This is a genomic window from Streptomyces sp. NPDC089919 (assembly GCF_040684615.1).
Lineage (GTDB): Bacteria > Actinomycetota > Actinomycetes > Streptomycetales > Streptomycetaceae > Streptomyces.
Map to the genome: position 1 here is coordinate 1 of NZ_JBFBGK010000045.1, position 20,690 is coordinate 20,690.

Here is a 20,690-nt window from a genome sequence, read left to right on the forward strand (position 1 = left end):
ACGAAGGTGACGGCGTGCTGCGGGGCCGGGGCGGCCATCGCGGTGGCCGGGAGGGCGATTCCGCCGCCGACCAGCAGCAGCGAGGAACCGGCGAGAAGGGCACGACGGGTAAAGGAAAGCTCGAACATGATGGTTCTCCACTCGCGATAAGGGGTTTCTTTTAAGAGGCCCCGCGAGAGAGAAGGGGAATTCACCCGGTTTCTCGTTCTCCGCCGGAGGTTTCCGGTGGGGCGTGCTTCAAATAAACCCCGGCGGGGCCGGCCGGGCACGTCACTGCAATACGGGACTTGACGGCCACGGCCGGCCCGGGTAAAAGCCCCGGCCGGGCCGGGATGCCGCTCTCCTGTGCCCCTCGCCGCGCCTCCTGTCAAGTGACGAATTGCCGGGGCTGGGGCCGTCGCCGACGGCCGGGGACGGTGGAAGCCCCAGGCGCCCGCGAGCGGGTGCCCGACGACAAGGAATCCCCGTCATGAACGACCCGGCCCCGCACGCACCGGCCCCGCACGCCCCCACTCAGGACGCACCGGCTCAGGACGCACCGTCCCGGCCCGCCCCGGCCTTCGACGGCATCGCCATCACCGGCATCGGCTGCCGGTTCCCCGGCGCACCCGACGTCGGCGCCTACTGGCGGCTGCTGCTCGGCGGCGAGCGGCAGTTCTCCGCCGTACCCCCCGAGCGCTGGAACCACGGCACCTTCCACGAGCCCGGCGACCGGTCCGCCGCGCACACCGCCTACACCGACCAGGTGGCCTTCCTGGAGGGTGTGGACCGCTTCGACGCACTGCACTACGGGGTGCCCCCGGCCCGGGCCCGGGCCATGGACCCCCAGCACCGGCTGATGCTGGACGTCACCCGGGAGGCCCTGGACGACGCGGGCCTGGGCCGGGGCGACTTCGACCGGGAGAACACCGGGGTCTTCTTCGGTGTCTCGGTCTCCGACTACAAGGACCTGATGACCGCCCCGATCCGGGCGATATCCCAGGCCGAGGAGGCGGGGGAAACCACCGGCCCCGGCGCCCTGGCGGCCGTCCGGGAGCGGGCCGGCCGGCTCGGCACCGTCCAGTCGTACACGCTGCCGGGCAGCCTGCTGAACATGGCCGCCGGCACCGTCAGCCGCCAGTTCGACCTGGGCGGACCCAGCTTCGCGGTGGACGCCGCCTGCTCGGGCTCACTGGTCGCCCTGGACCAGGCCGTGGCCCAGCTGCGCCGCGGCGGCTGCACGATCGCGGTGGTGGGCGGGGTCTACCTCAACCTCACCCCGGACAGCCTGATCGGCTTCTCCCGGCTGCGGGCGCTGTCCGCCGCCGGGGTGTGCCGGCCCTTCGACGAGGCCGCCGACGGCTTCGTCCTCGGCGAGGGCGCGGGCGTGGTGGTCATCCGGCCGCTGGCCGACGCGCTCGCCGCCGGGGACCGGGTGTACGCGGTCATCAAGGGCATCGGCTCGGCCAACGACGGCGCCTCCCCCGGGCCGCTGGTACCCACGCCCGAGGGGCAGCTGCGCGCCATGCGCCGGGCCTACGACGACGCCGGTGCGGCCCCCTCGTCGGTCTCGTTCCTGGAGGCCCACGGCACCGGGACGGAGGCCGGCGACCGCGCCGAGCTCGAGGCCCTGCGCCGGCTGCGCACCGAGTACCCCGACGAGGACCCGGGCCTGTGCTACCTCGGTGCGGGCAAGGCCCTCATCGGTCACGCGCTCTCGGCGGCGGGCATCGCGGGCCTGATCAAGGCGGCCCTGGTGGTGCACCACCGGACGATCGTGCCGCAGCCCGCCACCGCCCCGCGCCCGGAGCCCGGCCTCGGCGCCGCGGGCCTGCGGATCGCGGACACCGCCCGGCCCTGGCCCGCCGGGGACGCCCCGCGGCGGGCCGCCGTGAGCTCCTTCGGCTTCGGCGGCACCAACGTCCACGTGGTCCTGGAGCAGGAGCCGGGACCGGCCGCGACCCGGCCCCCGGTCCGCCCGGAGCCGGCCGTACCGCAGCTCGTGCTGCTCTCGGCGGGCAGCCCGGAGCTCCTGGACCGGTACGCCGGCGACCTGCTGGAGGCCTTGGAGGCGCCCGGGGCGCAGCCGCCCCCGATCGCGGCGCTGGCGCACACCCTGGGCGGTCGGGCGGTGCTGAGCGCCCGGCTGGCGGTCGTCGCGGACAGCACCGCGGCGTTCACGGCGCGGCTGCGCCGGGCCCGGCAGCAGCTCGCCGACGGCACCCGGGGCGACCTGGGCGACGGCGCCTACGCGGCCGACGCCCCGCTGCCGCCCGGGGAGCGCCGCGTCGCGTTCCTCTTCCCCGGCCAGGGCAGCCAGCGGCCGGGCATGCTGCGGGACCTGTACGAGCGCTTCGACGGCTACCGCTGCGCGGTGGACGTGCTGAGCGGGCTGGCCCACCGGCACACCGGTGTCGACCTGGCCGGGCTGCTGTACGGCGAGCAGCCGGTCACCGCGGGCGCGCAGCGGGCGCTGCGGGAGCGGCTGACCGGCACCGAGGTCTGCCAGCCGCTGCTCGGCACCGTGCAGATCGCCGCCACCCGGCTGCTCGCGGACTGCGGGGTCGTGCCGGACCTGGCCCTGGGCCACAGCGTCGGTGAGTTCGCCGCGGCCACCGTCGCCGGGGCGCTCGGCCCGGTGGAGGCGGTCCGGCTGCTGGTGCACCGGGGCGCGCTGCTCCGGAGCGCCGAGACCGGCGGGCGCGGCGGGATGCTCGCGGTGCAGGCCGACAAGGAGACCTGCCGGCGGCTGATGAACGGCATCGACGACGTGTGGCTGGCCTGCTTCAACCAGCCGCGGCAGGTCGTGGTCAGCGGCAGTACGGACGGCCTGGCCGCCCTCGCGGCGGCCTGCACGGCGGCCGGGGTCGTGACGGTGCCGCTCGCCGTCTCCCACGCCTTCCACTCGCCGCTGCTGGCCTCCGTCGAGGAGGCCCTGCGGGCGGACCTGGCGGGCCGCCCGGTCCGCCGGCCGGTGCTGCCCTTCGTCTCGTCGGTGAACGCGGCCCTGTGCGCCGACCCCGGGCAGCTGCGCGAGCTGTGGGCCCGGCACGCCTCGGCGCCGGTCCGCTTCGGCGAGGCGGTGCGCACCGCGTACGGGGCGGGGGCCCGGATCTTCCTCCAGGTGACCGGCGGCAACTCGCTGCTCACCGCGGTCCGGCGGAGCCTGCCCGAGTACCCGGACGTGTACGCGGTGTCCGGCGGGGGCGGCGAGCCGGACGAGGGCCAGGGCTTCGTCCGGGCGCTGGCGCGGCTGACGGTGCTCGGGGTGCCGGTGGACCCGCGGGTCCTGGTGGCCGGGGCGGACCGGCGGCTGCTGGACCTGCCGGTGGCCCGGCTCGACGGCCGCCCGCACTGGGTCCCGGGCCGCCGCCCGGCCGAGCCCACCGCGGCCGGAGCCGCTGCCGCGCCGGACGCGCAGGCGCCCGAGGCGACGGCGCCGGAGGGGGCGACGCCCGTCGCGGTGGCCCCCGAGGCCGTGGCCCCGGAGGTATCGGCCGGCCGGCAGCCGGCGGACCGCCCGGCCGGGCGGCCGACCGCGCACCCGATGAACTTCCTGATGTTCGAGGTGCTGCAACTGGTGCACCAGCAGGTGACCCTGCTCAGCGGCCTCGCCGACACCCTGCCGGAACGGGAGCGGCCGGAGCCGGACCCGGTGCGGCCGGAGCCCGAGCAGCTGCGGCCCGAGTCGGTGCCGGAGCGGCAGGACGGACCCCCGCCGGAGGTCGCCGACGCGGTGCTCGCCCACGTGGCCCGGATCGGCGCGTTCCCGGTGGCGCACCTGCGGGCCGACCAGCTGCTGGTCGACGACCTGGGCTTCGACTCGCTGATGCTGACGGACCTCTTCACCGCCCTGCGGCGGCAGTGGCCGCAGTGGTCCTTCGACGAGCGGACCGCCGACCGGCCGACGATCGGAGGCCTGACCGCCCAGCTCGCCGGCGTCCCCGCGGTGCCCGGCCAGCGGGGCCCGGCCCCGGATCCCGTACCGGCGGCGGCACCGCAGCCGGAACCGGACCCGGCCGCCGCCCGCGAGGCGCAGGCCCCGCCGCCCGCCGCCGGGCCCGAGCGGGCGGCCGCGCCGGCGCCGCCCGCGGATCCCGCCCCCGCCGCCCCGCCCGAGGAGCACACCCGGATCGAGTGCTTCCCGGAGGTCACCGCCCACCGTGAGCGGCTGGCCGCGCTCACCGGGCTGGAGCTGCCCAACCCGTACTTCCTCGTCCACGAACGCGGCCTGACGGACACCACCCTGGTCGGGGGGCGGGAGCTGATCTCGTTCTCCGGCTACAACTACCTGGGCATGGCCACCGACCCCCGGGTGGCCGGGGCGGCCCGGGCGGCGATCGAGCGGTACGGCACCTCGGCCTCGGCCAGCCGCCTGCTGTCCGGCAGCCGGCCGCTCCACCGGGAGCTCGACGCCGAGCTCGCGGAGCTGCTGGGCTGCGAGGCGGCGGTGACGCTGGCCAACGGCCACGCCACCAACGTCACGGTGATCGGGCACCTGGTCGGGCCCGGGGACCTGGTCCTGCACGACGCCCTCGCGCACGACAGCATCCTCCAGGGCTGCCGGCTCTCCGGCGCCACCCGCCGGCCCTTCCCGCACAACGACGCGGCGGCCCTGGACGCCCTGCTCGGGCGGGTCCGGGACCGGTACCGCCGGGTGCTGGTGGTGGTCGAGGGCGTGTACAGCATGGACGGGGACATCGCCGACCTGCCGGCCCTGATCGAGGTCAAGCGGCGGCACGGCGCGCTCCTGATGATCGACGAGGCGCACAGCATCGGCACCGTCGGGACGACCGGCCGGGGCGTCGGCGAGCACCACGGCGTCGACCGCACGGAGGTCGAGCTGTGGTCGGGCACCCTCTCCAAGGCGCTGGCGAGCTGCGGCGGTTACGTCGCCGGGAGCCGCGCGGTGGTCGACTACCTGCGCTACACGCTGCCGGGGTTCGTCTACAGCGCGGGGCTGACCCCGGCGGACACCGCGGCCTCGCTGGCGGCCGTACGGGTGCTGCGCGCGGAGCCGGAGCGGGTGGCCCGGCTGGCGGCCAACGCCGCGCTCTTCACCGGTCTGGCGCGGGAGGCGGGCGTGGACACCGGGGCGAGCCGGCAGACCCCGGTCGTGCCGTGCATCGTCGGGGACTCGCTGCGGACGCTGCGGCTCGCGGAGCACCTGTTCCGGGCCGGTGTCAGCGTCAACCCGATCCTCTATCCGGCCGTGCCGGAGGAGCTGGCGCGGCTGCGCTTCTTCGTCACCAGCGCGCACACGCCCGAGCAGATCCGGCGCACCGTGGCCGCACTGGCCGAGGGGCTGCGGCAGCCGGACGCGGCCGCCGCGGCGGCCTGAGGTGCGGGTCGTGGACGGCGTGTTCGCCCCGATGGGCGAAGCGGGGCGGCTCCGCAGCTGGAGCGGGGCCGGCCTGCTGGTGGCCCGCCGGTCGGACCTGCACGGGACGCCGTGGCTCGGCCCGGCCGAGCGGGTGGTGGCAGGGGTGCTGCCGGCCGGCCGGCGGGCCGAGTGGCTGGCCGGCCGGCTGCTGGCCAAGCGGCTGCTGGGTGAGGTGACCGGGCTGCCGCCGCAGCGGCTGGCGGTCCTGCCCCGGCCGGACGGGTCCCCGTACGCCCTGCTGGACGGGGTCCCCGCGCCGGGGGTGCACCTGTCGGTCAGCCACACCGAGCGCTACGTGGCGGCGGCCCTGGCGCCGGTGCCGGTCGGGGTGGACCTGTGCGAGACCACCTCGGCCGGGGCGGTGCGGCGGGTCGCCGAGCACGTCTTCACCGCGGCGGAGCGCGCCCTGGTCGGCGCGGCCGGGGGCGGGGGACCCGGGGATCCGGACACGGCCGGCGCCGCCGCGCTGGCCGGGGCGTGGGCGCTGAAGGAGGCCGCCGTCAAGGCCGACCGGGGCAGCGTCTTCGGGGACGCGCCGCGCCGGGTCCCGCTGCTCGGCCTGTGCCCGCCGCGGCTGGGCGGCGGGCGCCGCGCGATGGTGTGGCGGGCCGAGGGCGTCGTGCTGGCGCTGGTCCTCGTACCCGCGGGGCCGGCCGGGAGCGCGTCGCCGTGACGCGCCCCGTTGGTGCTCTTCGGCCCGCTGGATCATGCTTGTCAGTGGATCTCCTGGCCGTGCGGGTGCCCCGCGGGGGCGACGGCAACGGAACGACCGAGGGCGAGATGATCGGCGATGGAGCGACCTCCCACCCCTCCCGGTGAGCTCCCGGACCCGGCGGACGGCGCCGGTCCGGGCTACACCGCTGCCGCCACCGTCAACGAACAGGGCATCGTGACGGAGTGGAGCGAGGGCGCCGGCCGGCTGCTGGGGTACCCGGCCGCCGAGGTGGTGGGACGGCCCGCGGCCCGGCTGCTGGCCGACGACGCGGCGGAGAGGGCCCGGCGGATCCCGGCCGGGCAGGAGCGCTGGAGCGGCCCGGTGGGACTGCGGCACCGGGACGGCCACGCGGTGCCGGCCCGGGTGCTGGCGCACCGCTGGACCTCCACCGAGGGCGTGGCGAAGTGGTTCGTGGTCTCGGCCGTCCCGGGCGGTGCCGCCCCCCGGGAGGAGCTGCTGGACGCGTGGGCCTTCGCCCAGTCGCCGTGTTCCCTCGCGGTCTTCGACGGGGACCTGCGGCTGGTGCGCGCCAATGCCGGGATGGAGCGGGCGCTGGCGCTGACCGAGGCGGAGATGGTGGGGCTGCGGCTGCCGGAGATCGTGCCCGATCCGGTGAGCGACGAGACGGAGCGGAAGATCCGGCTGGTGCTGGAGACCGGCCGTCCGCAGTCGGTGGCCTCCTTCTTCCGCCCCACGGGGACGACCCCGGGCGGTGCCTGGACCGCCTCGCTGGCCCCGCTGCGGGACCCGGACGGCCGGGTGCGCGCGGTCTGCGCGGCGGTGCACGACCGGTCCCGGGCCGAGGCGGACCGCCCGGCGCTGGACCTGCCGGTGGAGCCGGTGGCCCCGGGCCGGGAGCACACCACGACCATGACCCTGCAGCGCAGCCTGCTGCCGCAGAAGCTGCCGGAGCACTCGGCGCTGGAGATCGCCCACCGCTACCTCCCGGCCGGCACCGAGGCGGGGGTGGGCGGCGACTGGTTCGACGTCATCCCGCTCTCCGGTGCCCGGGTGGCCCTGGTGGTCGGCGACGTGGTGGGCCACGGCATCCGGGCCTCGGCGACCATGGGGCGGCTGCGGACGGCGGTGCGGACCCTGGCGGACGTGGAGCTGCCGCCGGACGAGCTGCTGACCCACCTGGACGACCTGATCATCCACCTGTCGGCCGACGAGACCGACAAGGACGCCTCCGGGGGTATCGGCACCACCTGCCTGTACGTGGTCTACGACCCGGTGAGCCGGCGCTGCACGCTGGCGACGGCGGGGCACCCGCCGCCCGCGGTGGTCTCCCCGGAGGGCTCGGTGTACGTGCTGGACGTGCCGGCCGGGCCGCCGTTGGGGCTGGGCGGGCTGCCCTTCGAGACCCTGGAGGCCGAGCTGCCCGAGGGCAGTGTGCTGGCCCTGTACACGGACGGGCTGCTGCAGGCCCGGGAGCACGACATCGACGAGGCCCTGGACAGCATGTTCGGGGCGCTGGCGCAGCCGGCGGCCTCGCTGGACACGGTCTGCGACCGGGTGCTGACGGCGCTGCTCACCCACCGGCCGGACGACGACGTGGCGCTGCTGGTCGCGCGCACCCGGGGGCTGCACTCGGACAAGGTCGTCTCCTGGGACGTGCCGGCCGACCCGGAGTACGTGGCCCAGGCCCGCCGGCAGGCCACCGACCAGCTGACGGCCTGGGGGCTGGACGACGCCGCCTTCGTCACCGAGCTGCTGGTGAGCGAGCTGGTCACCAATGCGATCCGGTACGGGGCGCCGCCCATCGAGCTGCGGCTGATCCACGACAAGGACACGCTGATCTGCGAGGTCTCGGACGCGAACAGCACCGCCCCGCGGATGCGGCGGGCCCGGACCTTCGACGAGGGCGGGCGGGGCCTGCTGCTGGTGGCCCAGCTGACCCAGCGGTGGGGCACCCGGCCGGCCGCGGTGGGCAAGACCATCTGGGCCGAGCAGTCGCTGATCGAGCCGTGACGTCCGCTCCCGGACGGCCCCTGAGCCCTTGTGGTTCCCGTTTTCCCCTTCGGGTTCAAGGCTCTGACCTGCACATATGACCCCTGTTTCACGCCTGTGACAGTCGGCGGACGTCGTGATGACGTGCCGCCGCGAAGCTTTTAGCAGAGGACAAAACGCGACATCTCGCCACATGTCCTTCTGCTTCCGAAGACGCGAGCAGTGAGTGATCCCCGTGATGAACCACCGATCCGTCGGAGGAAATCCCATGAGCCTCACCCTCGCCGCCCCGATGACCGTCTCCGTCCCCACCCAGTCCGCTCCGCAGGAGGCCCCGGCGCCGACGCTGGCCCCGCGTGAGCAGGAGGCCCTGCGCCACATCGCCGCCGGTCGGACCTACCTCCAGACGGCCCGTTCGATGGGGCTCTCGAAGCACACCGTCGACGCCTACCTGCGCCGCATCCGCGTGAAGCTGGGCATCAACACCACCGCGGAGATGACCCGGATGGCCATCGCCCTGGGCTTGTGACGGACCGCTTCCCCCCCTCTCTTCCCAGCTACCTATCCCCCGCCCGGCCGGTCACCGAAGACCGGCCGGGCCCAGTCCGGCGGTCCCGGCGGCGGTGAGCCGTCCGTGGGCCGCCCGCCCGCGGGCGGGGGCGGCCCGGCCGCCGGGACCACCTCGGCGAGGACGGTGGCCGGCCGGGCCGGCGGCGGCGCCGGCTCCGCGCTCCCGGCCGCGGCCGACCGCAGCGCCCCGACGAACTCCAGGCAGGTCCCGTACCGGTCCTCGGCGACCTTGGCCAGCGCCTTCCCGAAGACGGCGTCGAGGGCGGGGGTGACCCCGGGCCGCCGTCCGGTGAGCGGCGGCGGCGGGTCGTACTGGTGGGCCCAGAGGATCGCCGCGTGGTCCTCGCTCTGGAACGGCGGGCCCCCGGCCAGCGTCTCGTACACCACGCAGGCGAGGCTGTAGATGTCGCAGCGGCCGTCCACCGGCCGCCCGGAGATCTGCTCCGGCGCCATGTAGTCGAGCGTGCCGACGAACTCGCCGGCCATGGTGAAGCCGGTGGGCGCCAACGCCCGCTTGGTCAGGCCGAAGTCGGTCAGGTAGACGTGCTCCGGGTGGTCGCTGTCGGTGCCCGCGCCGATCAGGATGTTGCCCGGTTTGACGTCCCGGTGCACCAGGTCGTGCCGGTGGGCGGCGTCCAGCGCCGAGGCCACCTGGGCGGCGATCCGCAGCGCGGCGGGGACCGGCAGCGGGCCCTCCTTCTTCAGCAGCCCCCGCAGGTCCGGGCCGGGGACGTAGCGCATCGCGATGTAGAGCACCCCGTCGGTCTCCCCGGCCTCGAAGACCGGGACGATGTGCGGGTGGTCGATGGCGGCGGCGACCCGGGACTCGTGGGCGAACCGGCGCCGGAAGGTCTCGTCCCGGGCCCGCTCGGGGGCGATCAGCTTGAGCGCCACCGTCCGGTCCAGCCGCAGGTCCTTGGCGCAGTAGACGACGGCCATGCCGCCGCGCCCGATCAGGCGCTCGACGCGGTAGCCGGCGATCTGCCTGCCGATGAGGTCCGATCCGCTCACCCGTCGTCCCCGTCCGCCAGGTTGAGGTGCAGGACGCAGATGTCGTCGCGGTTGCCGGGCCGCAGGGCGGCCAGCGACCGGGCCAGCGCCTCGGGCGGGGCGGCCCGCAGCAGCTCCCGGGCCGTCTCCGCGAGCCGGTCCAGGCCCAGGTCGATGTCCTCGCCCGGGTCCTCCACCAGCCCGTCGGTGTAGAAGAGCAGGTGGTCGCCGGGGAGCAGTTCCAGCACGGACTGGCCGTACGAGGAGTCGAGGGCGGCGCCCAGCAGGCAGCCCTGGGGCTGCGGCAGGTAGCGCGCCTCGCCGTCCCGGACCAGCAGCGGTGCCAGGTGGCCGGCCCGGACCCAGGTCAGCAGCCGGTCCGAGGGGTGGTAGTGGGCCATGACCATGGTGGCGGTGGCGCCCTCCGGGGCCGAAGCGGTGTGCAGCAGCAGATTGTTGAGCCGGCGCAGCACATCGGGCATCCGGGAGCCGGTGACGGCCATGCCCTTGGCGGTGAAGCGCAGCTGGGCCATGGTGCCGACCGCGGACAGCCCGTGCCCGGCCACGTCGCCCACCACGAACAGCGCGCCCCCGTCGGGCAGTTCGATGGCGGAGTACCAGTCGCCGCCGACGTTGAGGCCGGTGTCGGCGGGCACGTAGGCCACGTCCACGCACAGTCCGGCCAGCTCGAGCGACTGCTCCGCGAGGGGCAGCAGGGTCTCCTGGAGCCGGGCGCCGAGGGCGCGTTCGGCCTGGAGCATGCCGCGCTGGACCAGGTTGGCGCGGGCGCTGTCGACCAGCGCGATCTCCGCGTCCCGGAGCACGGAGAGGTCCTGGAAGAAGCCGTGCACCTCGACGGGGGCGCCGTCGGCGTCGCGCTGCGCCTCCGCGACGATCCGCAGGTGCCGCACGCCCCGCCCGGTGGTGATCCGGAAGGGCTCGTCCACGGGCTCGCCCTCGCCGAGCAACCGCTCGACGGCCGCGCCCAGCCGGGGCAGGTCGTCGGGGACCAGGTGGCGGGGCAGCTCCTCCAGGGTCATCGGCCCGAGCGCCGGGTCCCGGTCGAAGACGGTGAAGACCTGGTCCGACCAGGTGATGGTGTCCGTGGTCAGGTCCCAGCTGGCCCAGCCCAGGTTCCCCAGGCGCTGGAGTTCGGCCAGCCGGCGGGTCTCGCGCTCGCTGGTGTCGTGCCGGACCCAGGAGACCACCAGGCGGTCGCCGAGCTTCGCCGCGCGCACCGAGTAGACGGACTTCTGCGGGACCCCGGCGGTGACCTCCTCGTAGGTGAAGGGCTCGCCCTCGTACGGCGTCTCGGTGGCCAGGGTGGTCAGGTACCCCTCCCACAGCGGGGTGCCGGCCACGGTCGGGTAGGTCTCCAGGATCCGGCGGCCGACCAGCTCCCGGCCGCGCCGGCCGGCCACGTCCACCGATTCCGGGGCCGCGGCGTCGATCCGGAAGTCCTCCACCTCCCCCATCTGCGCGTGCAGCGGGGTGAGCAGGACGGCCGGCTCCGAGAGGGCGTCGAAGACCGCCTGCACGGCCGCCGCGTCGCCGGTGGCCGCGTCGGCGCCGTAGGGCCCGCCGTCCTCGCGCAGCCGCCCGGCGCACAGCCGCACGGCCCGCCGCAGCAGCGTCCGGGTCCCCGCGCCGAAGGGGCCCGGGCGCGACCTGAACAGCCCGACCACCGTGGTCGGCGGGGGTCCCCCGGGTACCGGCAGCCAGGCGCGGGAGGGCCACCGGTCGGGCGCGTCGCCGATCAGCACGTGCCGGGCCGCGTCCCGCTCGGCGTCCTCCAGCCACACCGGTTCGGCGGCCGCCAGGGCCTCCAGTGCGGCCACCCCGCTCAGCGGCGGGACGTGGCTCCACTGGTCGGCCAGGTCGTCGTCCACCCCGGCCCGCCCGGTCAGCTCCAGGCTGCCGGTGGCGGTGGTCCGGTAGACCATCACGGCCGTGACGTCCTGCGTCCCGCCCAGTCCGGCCAGCAGCAGCTCCGCGACGTCGTCGGCGGTCCGGGCGGCGGTCAGGTCCTGGGCCAGCCGGGCGAGCACCGACCGGCCCCCGGGCCCGCCGGTGCCGACGACGTAGCGGTTGCTGCTGAAGGGCGACAGGCCCGGCTCGGGCTCCTCGTCCGGTTCGGGGCGGGCGGCCTCCGGCGGCACGGTCACCGGGCCGACCCCGGTCCGGCCCAGGGTGATCCAGCACTCTTCCAGGAGGGTCCGGCGGCGACGCTCAGCCCGGTCGGCCAGGAGCTGGTGCGCGGCGTCCGCCGACACCCCGCTTTGGGCCATCACCACGCCCTTGGCCCGCTCGACGACGGCCGTCACCGAGGCGACGCCCTCCAGGTCCACGACCTCGGCGCGCAGTCTCGCCACGACCTTGGCCAGGGCCAGCACCTCGGGCGCCGCGCCGCCGTCGCCGGCCTCGGGAAGCAGCGGATCGCCTGCCATGCATCGAGCATGCCACGCCGGGGGGCGCCGGGGCCGGGCCGGGGCGTTCGGCACGGCCGTCCGGGGGTAGCCGCCGGACATGAGCTCCCACACCCCGCTGGCCTGAACCCGGCGGGGGCTCAGCCGTCCGGCGGGCCCAGCTCGTCGGTGTGGCGGGACCGGGCCCACAGCGGCAGCGCGAACCAGCACAGCAGGTACCAGAGGAACACCCCGCTCACCAGCGAGGGCACCAGTACGCCGTGGGTGGCCACCCGCAGCACGAGGAACAGCGCGGAGGTGAAGGTGGCGAGCAGCAGCACGAGTCCGATGAAGGTGAGCCGGGAGGCCCAGAACACGGCCTGGGGCTTGATCCGGCGGCCCGCGACCACCCGGTGGAAGGCCACCGGTCCGATGAGGGCGCCGGTGGCCAGGGCACCGAGCAGCACGGTGGCGATGTAGATCGACTTGTCGCTCTGCGGCAGTCCCTGGAACTTCGGGGTGAAGACGACGGTCAGCAGGAAGCCGAAGAGGATCTGGACGCCGGTCTGGGCGACCCTGATCTCCTGCATCAGCTCCTGCCACTGGCGGTCCGCCCGCTCGTTGGCGCTCTCGTGGCGGCCGTCGCCGGGCCGGTCGTCCCGCCGCTCGGCGTCCTTCGCCATGCCGGACCGCCTCTCGTGCCCGGGCCCCGCGCCGCCGGTCAGCCCTCGCCGCCCAGGGCCTCGAGGAGCTGGGCCTTGGTCATCTCGGAGCGGCCGTGGACGTTGCGGCGCTTGGCCTCCTCGTACAGCTGCTCCTTGGTGCGGCCCTGGGCGCCGCTGTGCGAGCGCTGCCCGCCGCGCCTGCCGGAGGACATGTCCTCGGTCGAGGTCCTGCTCGCCGTCTCGGACTCGCCCGCGCGGGCGCGTTCCTTGTTGACCGTGCGGGCCGCGATCTCCTTGGCCCTCTTGGCGCTCGCCCCGCGGTCCTCGGCGCTCTCCTTGATGTGTTCGTACTGGCGTTCGCGCTTGTCGCTCCAACTGCGCGGCATGGTTCCTCCCGTGCCCGAGGTCACTGGTCAGTCCGGCGGCTACCCCCGGACCCGGCCGTCACACACGGGGATGCGGCCCGCGATCCGGGGTAACCGCCCTGGTCCACTGGCGAGGGAGTCCCGATGACCGTGCTGACGATGGGGGTGGAGGAGGAGTTCCTGCTGGTCGACCGCGACAGCCGGCGGCCGGTGGGCCGGGCGCCCGCGGTGATCGCCGCGGCGGCCCGCGAGCTGGGCGAGCGGGTGCAGACCGAGTTCTTCACCGCCCAGGTGGAGGGGTGCACCGAACCGGTCGACGGCACGGCGGCACTGCGCGGGCAGCTGGCCCGGCTGCGCCGGACCCTGTCGGCGGCGGCCGCGGCGGCCGGCTGCCTGCTGGTGGCCACCGGCACGCCGGTGGTACCGCCGAGCCGGCCGCTGACGGTCACGGACACCGACCGCTACCGCCGGATGGCCCGGAGGTTCGCCGCCCTGGTGAGCCCGTACGACGGCCTGGTCTGCGGCTGCCACGTCCACATCGGAAGCTTCGACCGGGCCGGGGCACTGGCCCTGGCGGGCCACATGCGTCCGTGGCTGCCCGCCGTGCAGTCGCTGACCGGCAACTCCCCCTTCGCCCTCGGCCGGGACACCGGCTTCGACAGCTGGCGCTTCAAGGAGTTCGGCCGCTGGCCCACCGTGGGCCCGGCCCCGCTGCTCGGGGAGGCCCAGCACGAGGCGTACGTGAGCGAGCTGGTCGAGCACCGGATCCTGATGGACCGGGCGATGGTCTACTGGTACGCCCGCCCCTCCGAGCACGTGCCCACCCTGGAGATCCGGGTCGCGGACACCAATGCCGACCTGGACACGGTCGTGCTGGTCGCGGCGCTGGTCCGGGGCCTGGCGGCGAGCCTGCTGGAGGAGGCGGCCGCGGGCCGGCCACCTCCGCAGGTGCCCGAGCAGCGGCTGCGCCGGGCCCATGAACTGGCCGCCGCCCAGGGGCTCGCGGGCTGCGGCCTCGACCCGCTCAGCGGCGACCGGCTGCCCGCGGACGCCCTGGTGGAGCGGCTGCGGGCGCGGGCGGCGCCGGGCCTGGAGGCCGCCGGGGACCGGGAGCTGGTGGACGAGCTGCTGCGACGGCTGCGCCGGGAGGGCAGCGGGGCCGCCCGGCAGCGCGCGGTGCTGCGCCGGCACGGCCGGCTCACCGACGTGGTCGACGCCCTGGCCGCCACCACCGCCGCGGCCTGAGCCGGCGGGGCGCGCCGTCCGGTCCGGCGTAAGCCCGGCCGGCCGGGGTAAGCGCGCGGAGGAACGAGAGAGAGGGGTGATCCCCACGGCCCGCCCTGCCACCGGACCCCGCCCGGGCAGCCGGCACGTCCCGCGGCCGCTGCGCATGTACTCCCTGCTGGCCGACGGCGAGCGGGGGGCACTGACCGGGCCGGACGGGGACGTGGTGTGGCTGTGCCTGCCCGGCTGGGACGACCCCGCGGTCTTCGCCGAGCTGATCGGCGGCGCCGGCGCCTTCGGGGTGCGCCCGGAGGCGTCCTGGGCGGTCTCCGGCGGCTCGTACGCGGCGGGCTCGCTCGTCTGGACCCAGCGCTGGACGCTGGGGCCGGACGCGGTGGTGGAGTGCCGGGAGGCCCTGGCGGCGCCGGCCGACCCGCACCGGGCGGTGCTGCTGCGGCGGATCCGCGCGGTCCGGGGACCGGCCCGGATGGTGGTGCGGCTGGCGGTGTCGGGCGGGTACGGGACGGAGCCGGCGGCCGGGCTGCGGCGCACCGGCGAGGGGATGTGGGAGGGCACCCGGGGAGACCTGCGGGTGCGGCTGCGGGGCGTGCCCGAGGCCCGTACCGGCCCGGACGGTGAGCTGACCGCCGTCCTGGAGGTGCCGGCGGGCGGGGTGCACGACCTGGTCCTGGAGGCCGCGGACCGGCCCCTGGGGCCGCCGGTGGAGCCGGGTGCGGCCTGGCGGCGCACCGAGGGGTTCTGGGCGGCGGCGGTGCCCTCCTGCGACGGGCTGACCGCGGCCCGGGACGTCGCCCAGGCGTACGCGGTGCTGACCGGGCTCACCAACCCCCGGACAGGGGCGATGGTGGCCGCCGCGACCACCTCCCTGCCCGAGCACGCCGGCACCGACCGGGACTACGACTACCGCTACGCCTGGCTGCGGGACCAGTGCTACGCGGGCCAGGCGCTGGCGCTGCACGGACCGCACCCGCTGACCGACGCGTCCGTGCGGGTGGCCGTCGAGCGGGTGCTCGCGGACGGTCCGAAGCTGCGCCCCGCCTACCGGACCGACGGCTCGCCGGTGCCGGCCGAGCGGCGGCTGCCGCTCTGCGGGTACCCGGGGGCCGCGGACCGGACGGGGAACGACGCCGGGTCGCAGTTCCAGCTCGACACCTTCGGGGAGGTGCTGGAACTGCTGGCGACGGCCGCCCGGCAGGACCGGCTGCCTGCGGACGGGCACCGGGCGGCGGCGGTGGCGGTCGCGGCCCTGGAGGAGAACTGGGACCGGCCGGACGCGGGCCTGTGGGAGCTGGAGCCGGCCTGGTGGACGCACTCCCGGCTGGCGGCGGTCACCGGGCTGCGGGCCGCGGCCCGGGAGCTCGGCGGGCCGGACGCGGACCGCCGGTCCGCCCTGGCGGACACGATCCTGGCCGCGACCCGGCGGCGCTGCCTGCACCCGTCGGGGTACTGGCAGCGCTCCGCGACGGACGCCGGGCCGGACGCGGCCCTGCTGCGCCCGCTGGCCTCGCCCTACTGGCCCGCCGGGGACCCGGCCTCGGCGGCCACCCTCGAGGCGGTGGCCCGGGAGCTGGGCTCGGACGGCTTCGTGTACCGCTTCCGGCAGCCCGGAGCGGAGCCCGGCGAGGCCGAGGGCGCCTTCCTGCTGTGCGGGTTCATGATGGCCTCGGCCAGTCTGGTGCAGGGCCGGACGGTGGCGGCCGGCCGCTGGTTCGAGCGGAGCCGCACGGCCGCCGGCTCGGCCGGCCTCTTCGCCGAGGAGTACGACGTCGAGCAGCGGCAGTTGCGCGGCAACCTCCCGCAGGCCTTCGTGCACGCGCTGCTCCTGGAGGCCGCGGCCGGCCTGGACGCGACCGAGAAGGGTCGCTGAACGGCAAAACGGGTATGAAACGGGTGGAACCGACACCGGTTCGGAGGCCCGTCCCTATGACACACACGACCCAGACCGAGATCGCACCGACCGAGAACGCACAGGCCGGCAACGCGGAAGCCGAGAGCGCACCGGGCCCGGCGGCCCTGGACGCGCCGGTGGCGGAGCTGATGGCGGAACCGCTCAAGGCCGCCACCGGCGACGCCCGGGTGCTGTCCGGGGTGCTCTTCCGGCGGCTGCACGCGCTGGAGGAGGGCACGGCCGAGTACTCCTACGTCCGCAACACCCTGGTGGAGCTCAACCTCAGCCTGGTCAAGTACGCGGCGCGGCGCTTCCGGGGCCGGCAGGAGCCCATGGAGGACATCGTCCAGGTCGGCACCGTCGGCCTGATCAAGGCCATCAACCGGTACGACGTGACGCGGGGCGTGGAGTTCACCACCTTCGCGCTCCCCACGATCACCGGTGAGATCAAGCGGCACTTCCGGGACACCGGCTGGGCCGTCCGGGTGCCGCGCCGCTTCCAGGAGATGCGGCAGAACATCGCCAAGTCCGCCGACGCGCTCGAGCAGGAGCTGGGCCGCACCCCCACCGAGGGCGAGCTGGCCGCCCGGCTCGGCATCACCGGCGCGGAGCTGGCCCAGGGCCGGCAGGCCGCGCAGGCCTACTCGGCCTGGTCCCTGGACGGTCCCGCCCCGGAGGAGGAGGACCCAGGCCCGGAGCGCGCCGCGCCGGGCGCGGAGGACCCCGCCTACGAGCACGTCGAGTACGTCGAAGCCCTCAAGCCGCTGCTGGCGAGCCTCTCCGAGCGGGACCGCGAGATCCTTGCGATGCGCTTCGGCGGGGAGCTGACCCAGGCGGAGATCGGCGACCGGCTCGGGATCTCCCAGATGCACGTCTCCCGGCTGCTCAGCCGGACGCTCGGGGGCCTGCGGGAGGGGCTGCTGGCCGACCCGCCGGCGGCGGGATGACCTCCAGCCACACGGTCTTCCCGGCCTCCGTGGGGCGCCAGCCCCACGCGCGGGCCAGCCGGCCCAGGACGACCAGGCCGTGACCGCCCGGCTGGGCGGGGCCCCGGCCCGGCCGGGGCCGCGGCGGCTCCGGGCTCCCGTCGCTCACCTCGATCCGCAGCCGCTCCGCGGTGTGGTGCAGGACCAGCTCGGTGGGACCGCCCGCGTGCATGCAGGCGTTGGTGACCACTTCCGAGACCAGCAGGAGGACGTCCTCGGCCACGGCCAGGCGCTCCTCGTCCAGGGGGTCCGCGCCGTCACCGTCCGGGGACCCGGCCGGCCCGGCGCCGGGTTCCCCGGCCGGCAGCCACCGCCAGTCGTCCAGCGCCTCGCGGGTGAAGCCCCGGCACCGGCCGACCACGCCCGAGGTGCCGCGCAGCAGCAGCCGGCGGGTCTGCTCCGCCGGGCGCCGGGCGAGGACCCCGGGCGGCCCCTCACTCCGCGTCACGGCTGCCTCCCGAGTCGGCCGGGCGCGTGGCGAGCGCGGATTCCAGGTCGGGGTGGACGGCGAACACCTCGTCGGCCCCGGTGAGGCGGAAGAGCCGCCGCACGACCGGGGGCAGCCCGGACACCTCCAGGCGCCCGCCGGCCGCCTCGGCCGCCAGCCGGGCCCGCAGCAGGGCGTTGAGGCCGGTGGAGTCGCAGAACCGCAGGCCCGCGCAGTCGACGACGAGGCGGGGCCGGGCACCGGTCAGCGCGGTGTCCAGGGCCGCGCGCAGCGGCCCGACGGTGTCATGGTCCAGCTCCCCGCTGAGGAGCAGGACCACGACGCCCTCCCGGGGCCGTACCTCGACGGCGAACTGCTCGTCCGGGTCCGCGGCGGCGGGACCGCTCCCCGTGGGGGGCGTCGGCAGCGGTGCTTCCGGTGTCATGGGAACCTCCGGTTGCCGGTGCGTGTCCACACCAGCGTCACATGTGGCGGTTCGCGTCGTACTGCTCGACGAGCGGGCGGAGGGCCAGCTGGCCGTCGGTCGCCTCGACCCGGTGGCCGACGAGTGCGGCCATGTCGATGGACATCAGCGCTCCCTTCCGCGGCGCCCGGCGGGGCGGGCGCGCCCCTCTCGGGGTGCGCCTACCCGGTGCCTTCCGGGGCATTCGCCCGGAAGGCCGCCCTTACGGCTGCATCTCGTAGGCGCCGGACAGCGCCTCGACGCGGGCCCAGACGCGGGCCGCCCGCTCCTCGTCCACGACCGGGCGGCGGACCGCGTCCAGCGCCCAGGCCTGCTGGTCGGGGGTGGCGGAGTCCTTGCCGTACAGCTCCACGGCGTGCCCGGAGAAGTCCCGGACCAGCACGGAGAACAGCTCGTCGAGGACGGACTCGTCCAGCTGCGTCAGCCGGGCCTGCTCCAGGATCAGCTGGCCGTGCACCACCAGCGCGAAGAGCTGGCCCACGGAGAGCAGGAAGTCCAGGTCCCTGCCCTGCTCCTCGCCGGGGGCGAGGGTGGCCGCGAAGGTGCACAGGGCGTCGGCCTGCTCGCGGAACCGGGCGACGTTCGGGACGTGGGCGTAGCCGTCGTAGGCCGGGCGCCAGTCGTGGAAGCGGACGGCGCCCAGGCCGCGGGCCGGGCCCTGGCGGAAGAGGAAGTCGTCGTCCGCGGCGTCCAGGCGGGTGGGCACCTCGGGGTACTCCACCGGCTCGAGCAGGTGGTTGTGCATGAACTTCAGGATCAGCGCCAGGTTGACGTGGACCGTGCCCTCGAGCTTGGGCAGGCCCCGGATCTCGACCGCGGCGTTGGCGAAGTAGGTGTCCTTCTCGAAGCCCTTGGCCGCGATGACGTCCCACATGAGGTCGATGACCTTCTCGCCCTCGGTGGTCACCTTCATCTTCGTCATCGGGTTGAAGAGGAGGTAGCGGCGGTCCTCGGGGCCGGCCGAGCGGAAGTAGTCCACGGCGCGGTCGCTGAAGAGCTTCATGCCGACCAGCCGGACGTAGGCGTCGGCCAGCTCCCGGCGCACGTGCGGGAAGGCGGTGACCGGGCGGCCGTAGAGGATGCGGTTGGCCGCGTGGGTGACGGCCTCGTACATCGCGTGCTCGCAGATGCCGATGGAGGCGGTGCAGAGGTTGAACTTGCCGACGTTGACGGTGTTCAGGGCGGCGTCGAAGGCGGCGCGGCCGGTGTGCAGGACGTCGGTGGCCGCGACCGGGTACCCCTCCAGCCGGAACTCGCTGACGTACTTGGAGGAGTCGACGACGTTCTTGACCAGGTGGTACGCGTCGTGGCGGCTGTCGGCGGCGAAGAAGACGTAGCCCTCGGGGCCCTCGACGTCGGTGCGGCGGCCGAAGACGGAGACGAGTCCGGCGGCGTTGCCGTTGCCGATGTAGTACTTCGAGCCGGTGGCGCGGAAGCCGCCGTGGCCGTCCGGCTCCAGCAGCATGTCGGTGGAGTAGATGTCGGCGCCGTGGGTCTTCTCGGACAGACCGAAGGCGAAGACCTCGCCCTGCTCGAGGAGTTCGGCGGCGCGGGCGCGGGCCTCGGCGTTCTCGCTCTGCCAGACCGGGCCGAGGCCCAGGATGGTGACCTGCCAGGCGTACCAGTAGTCCAGGCCGTAGAAGCCGAAGATCTCGTTGAGCGCGGCGATGCGGGCGGTGTCCCACCGCTGGTCCGGCCGGCCGGCCGCGGCGGCCGGGGTCAGGAAGGTGGCGAACAGCCCTTCCTTGGCGGCGAATCCGAGGAAGTCGCCGAGCCAGGCGCGGGTCCGGTAGTCCTCGATGATCCGGCGCTTGCCGCGCTCCTCGAACCAGTCGACGGTGGCGCGCAGCAGCCGGCGGGTCTCGGCGTCGAAGTGCGCCGGGTCGTAGGTGCGCGGGTTGAACAGCAGGGGGTCGGACACGGGGGTACACCTTCCGGGAGGTTGAGGGGCGAAGGGCGGGGCCCGGCCCGGGGCCGCCGGGCGCGGGAGGCGCCGGGCGGGCGCGGCCGGGACGGGCGGAGGTCGGCCGCGGGGTCAGGCGGGCGGCGACCCGCCGAGGCGGTGGAGCGTGTCGAGCACGTCGTCGAGCCAGGCGATGGTCATCCGCTCGTAGGCGATGCCGCCGCGCAGCACGACGTGCTGGAGCTCCTGTCCGGCGTCGAGCGGGCCGGGCGTGCCGGGCTCGGTGAAGTCCCGGCGCTCGCCGGCGAGGTAGTGGGCCAGCCGGTCGGCGTGCGCCTGCCGGTGCCGGGCGACCTCGCCGATCAGGGCGGCCGGGTCGTCGAAGGCCGCGCCGCGGATCTTCACGGCGAGGTCGTGGCGCATGCTCTCCGGCTCGATCGGCTCGTCCAGCCAGCGGGAGAGGGCGGTCCGGCCGGGGCCGGCGACGGAGTACTCCCGCTTGTCGGGGCGGCCCTGCTGCGGCACCTCGCGGACCGAGAGCAGGCCGTCGCCCTCCATGCGCTTGAGGACGCGGTAGATCTGCTGGTGCGTGGCGGTCCAGAAGTAGCCGATGGAGCGGTCGAAGCGGCGGGCCAGTTCGTAACCGGAACCGGGCTGCTCCAGCAGGGAGACGAGGATCGCGTGGTCGAGCGCCATGCCCCCGATCTTTCTATGCAACGAGTTGCATAGACAAGC

Annotated in this window: 15 protein-coding genes; 7 read left to right on the forward strand and 8 right to left on the reverse strand. The window is 75.7% G+C overall.

The features are described from left to right. Window positions 1-469 precede the first annotated feature (469 nt). From AB0O40_RS19315 to AB0O40_RS19330, 4 genes are all read left to right on the forward strand, one after another. Entirely contained in the window at window positions 470-5,320 is a 4,851-nt protein-coding gene (locus tag AB0O40_RS19315) for an aminotransferase class I/II-fold pyridoxal phosphate-dependent enzyme (protein ID WP_365042703.1), read from the forward strand. 10 nt (window positions 5,321-5,330) lie between these two features. Next, window positions 5,331-6,035, forward strand: coding sequence for a 4'-phosphopantetheinyl transferase superfamily protein (locus AB0O40_RS19320; RefSeq protein WP_365042706.1), 705 nt, complete (start codon window positions 5,331-5,333; stop codon window positions 6,033-6,035). A 117-nt stretch (window positions 6,036-6,152) separates the two neighbouring features. After that, on the forward strand, window positions 6,153-8,048 hold the full coding sequence (locus tag AB0O40_RS19325; RefSeq protein WP_365042709.1) for a SpoIIE family protein phosphatase: 1,896 nt from the start codon (window positions 6,153-6,155) through the stop codon (window positions 8,046-8,048). Window positions 8,049-8,295: 247 nt separating this feature from the next. Next, a complete protein-coding gene (locus AB0O40_RS19330; RefSeq protein WP_365042712.1) occupies window positions 8,296-8,556 on the forward strand; it encodes a helix-turn-helix transcriptional regulator in 261 nt (86 codons plus the stop codon). A 32-nt stretch (window positions 8,557-8,588) separates the two neighbouring features. Here the strand turns inward: AB0O40_RS19330 and AB0O40_RS19335 are convergent, their stop codons facing one another. The 4 genes from AB0O40_RS19335 to AB0O40_RS19350 all read right to left on the reverse strand — a co-directional run bounded on the left by AB0O40_RS19335 (window position 8,589) and on the right by AB0O40_RS19350 (window position 13,043). After that, the gene (locus AB0O40_RS19335; RefSeq protein WP_365042715.1) at window positions 8,589-9,608 is read right to left on the reverse strand and encodes a serine/threonine-protein kinase; all 1,020 of its coding nucleotides are present in this window, start codon (window positions 9,606-9,608) and stop codon (window positions 8,589-8,591) included. Next, complete coding sequence (locus tag AB0O40_RS19340; protein WP_365042717.1) at window positions 9,605-12,034, reverse strand: SpoIIE family protein phosphatase; 2,430 nt, start codon at window positions 12,032-12,034, stop codon at window positions 9,605-9,607. Before AB0O40_RS19340 ends, AB0O40_RS19335 begins: the two co-directional genes overlap by 4 nt. A gap of 119 nt (window positions 12,035-12,153) precedes the next feature. Further along, window positions 12,154-12,675, reverse strand: a complete 522-nt coding sequence (locus AB0O40_RS19345; RefSeq protein ID WP_365042720.1) for a DUF6328 family protein — start codon at window positions 12,673-12,675, stop codon at window positions 12,154-12,156. Window positions 12,676-12,713: 38 nt separating this feature from the next. After that, window positions 12,714-13,043 (reverse strand): plasmid stabilization protein, encoded by a 330-nt coding sequence (locus tag AB0O40_RS19350; protein WP_365042722.1) that lies wholly within the window; start codon window positions 13,041-13,043, stop codon window positions 12,714-12,716. A 123-nt stretch (window positions 13,044-13,166) separates the two neighbouring features. Here AB0O40_RS19350 and AB0O40_RS19355 point away from each other — a divergent pair, with 123 nt between their 5' ends. The 3 genes from AB0O40_RS19355 to AB0O40_RS19365 all read left to right on the forward strand — a co-directional run bounded on the left by AB0O40_RS19355 (window position 13,167) and on the right by AB0O40_RS19365 (window position 17,102). After that, window positions 13,167-14,267 carry a glutamate--cysteine ligase gene (locus tag AB0O40_RS19355; protein WP_365042725.1) on the forward strand — a complete coding sequence of 367 codons (1,101 nt, stop codon included), beginning with the start codon at window positions 13,167-13,169 and terminating at the stop codon, window positions 14,265-14,267. Between the two features lie 76 nt (window positions 14,268-14,343). Next, window positions 14,344-16,134, forward strand: a complete 1,791-nt coding sequence (locus tag AB0O40_RS19360; protein WP_365042728.1) for a glycoside hydrolase family 15 protein — start codon at window positions 14,344-14,346, stop codon at window positions 16,132-16,134. Window positions 16,135-16,190: 56 nt separating this feature from the next. Then, the gene (locus AB0O40_RS19365) at window positions 16,191-17,102 is read left to right on the forward strand and encodes a SigB/SigF/SigG family RNA polymerase sigma factor (protein WP_365042730.1); all 912 of its coding nucleotides are present in this window, start codon (window positions 16,191-16,193) and stop codon (window positions 17,100-17,102) included. Here AB0O40_RS19365 and AB0O40_RS19370 read toward each other — a convergent pair. From AB0O40_RS19370 to AB0O40_RS19385, 4 genes are all read right to left on the reverse strand, one after another. After that, on the reverse strand, window positions 17,041-17,589 hold the full coding sequence (locus AB0O40_RS19370; protein WP_365042733.1) for an ATP-binding protein: 549 nt from the start codon (window positions 17,587-17,589) through the stop codon (window positions 17,041-17,043). The two genes, AB0O40_RS19365 and AB0O40_RS19370, sit on opposite strands and share 62 nt — an antisense overlap. After that, window positions 17,576-18,013, reverse strand: a complete 438-nt coding sequence (locus AB0O40_RS19375; RefSeq protein WP_365042736.1) for an STAS domain-containing protein — start codon at window positions 18,011-18,013, stop codon at window positions 17,576-17,578. Before AB0O40_RS19375 ends, AB0O40_RS19370 begins: the two co-directional genes overlap by 14 nt. Window positions 18,014-18,254: 241 nt before the next feature. Beyond that, the gene (locus AB0O40_RS19380) at window positions 18,255-19,973 is read right to left on the reverse strand and encodes an acyl-CoA dehydrogenase family protein (protein ID WP_365042739.1); all 1,719 of its coding nucleotides are present in this window, start codon (window positions 19,971-19,973) and stop codon (window positions 18,255-18,257) included. A 114-nt stretch (window positions 19,974-20,087) separates the two neighbouring features. Continuing rightward, window positions 20,088-20,651, reverse strand: coding sequence for a PadR family transcriptional regulator (locus AB0O40_RS19385; RefSeq protein WP_365042742.1), 564 nt, complete (start codon window positions 20,649-20,651; stop codon window positions 20,088-20,090). Window positions 20,652-20,690: the final 39 nt, after the last annotated feature.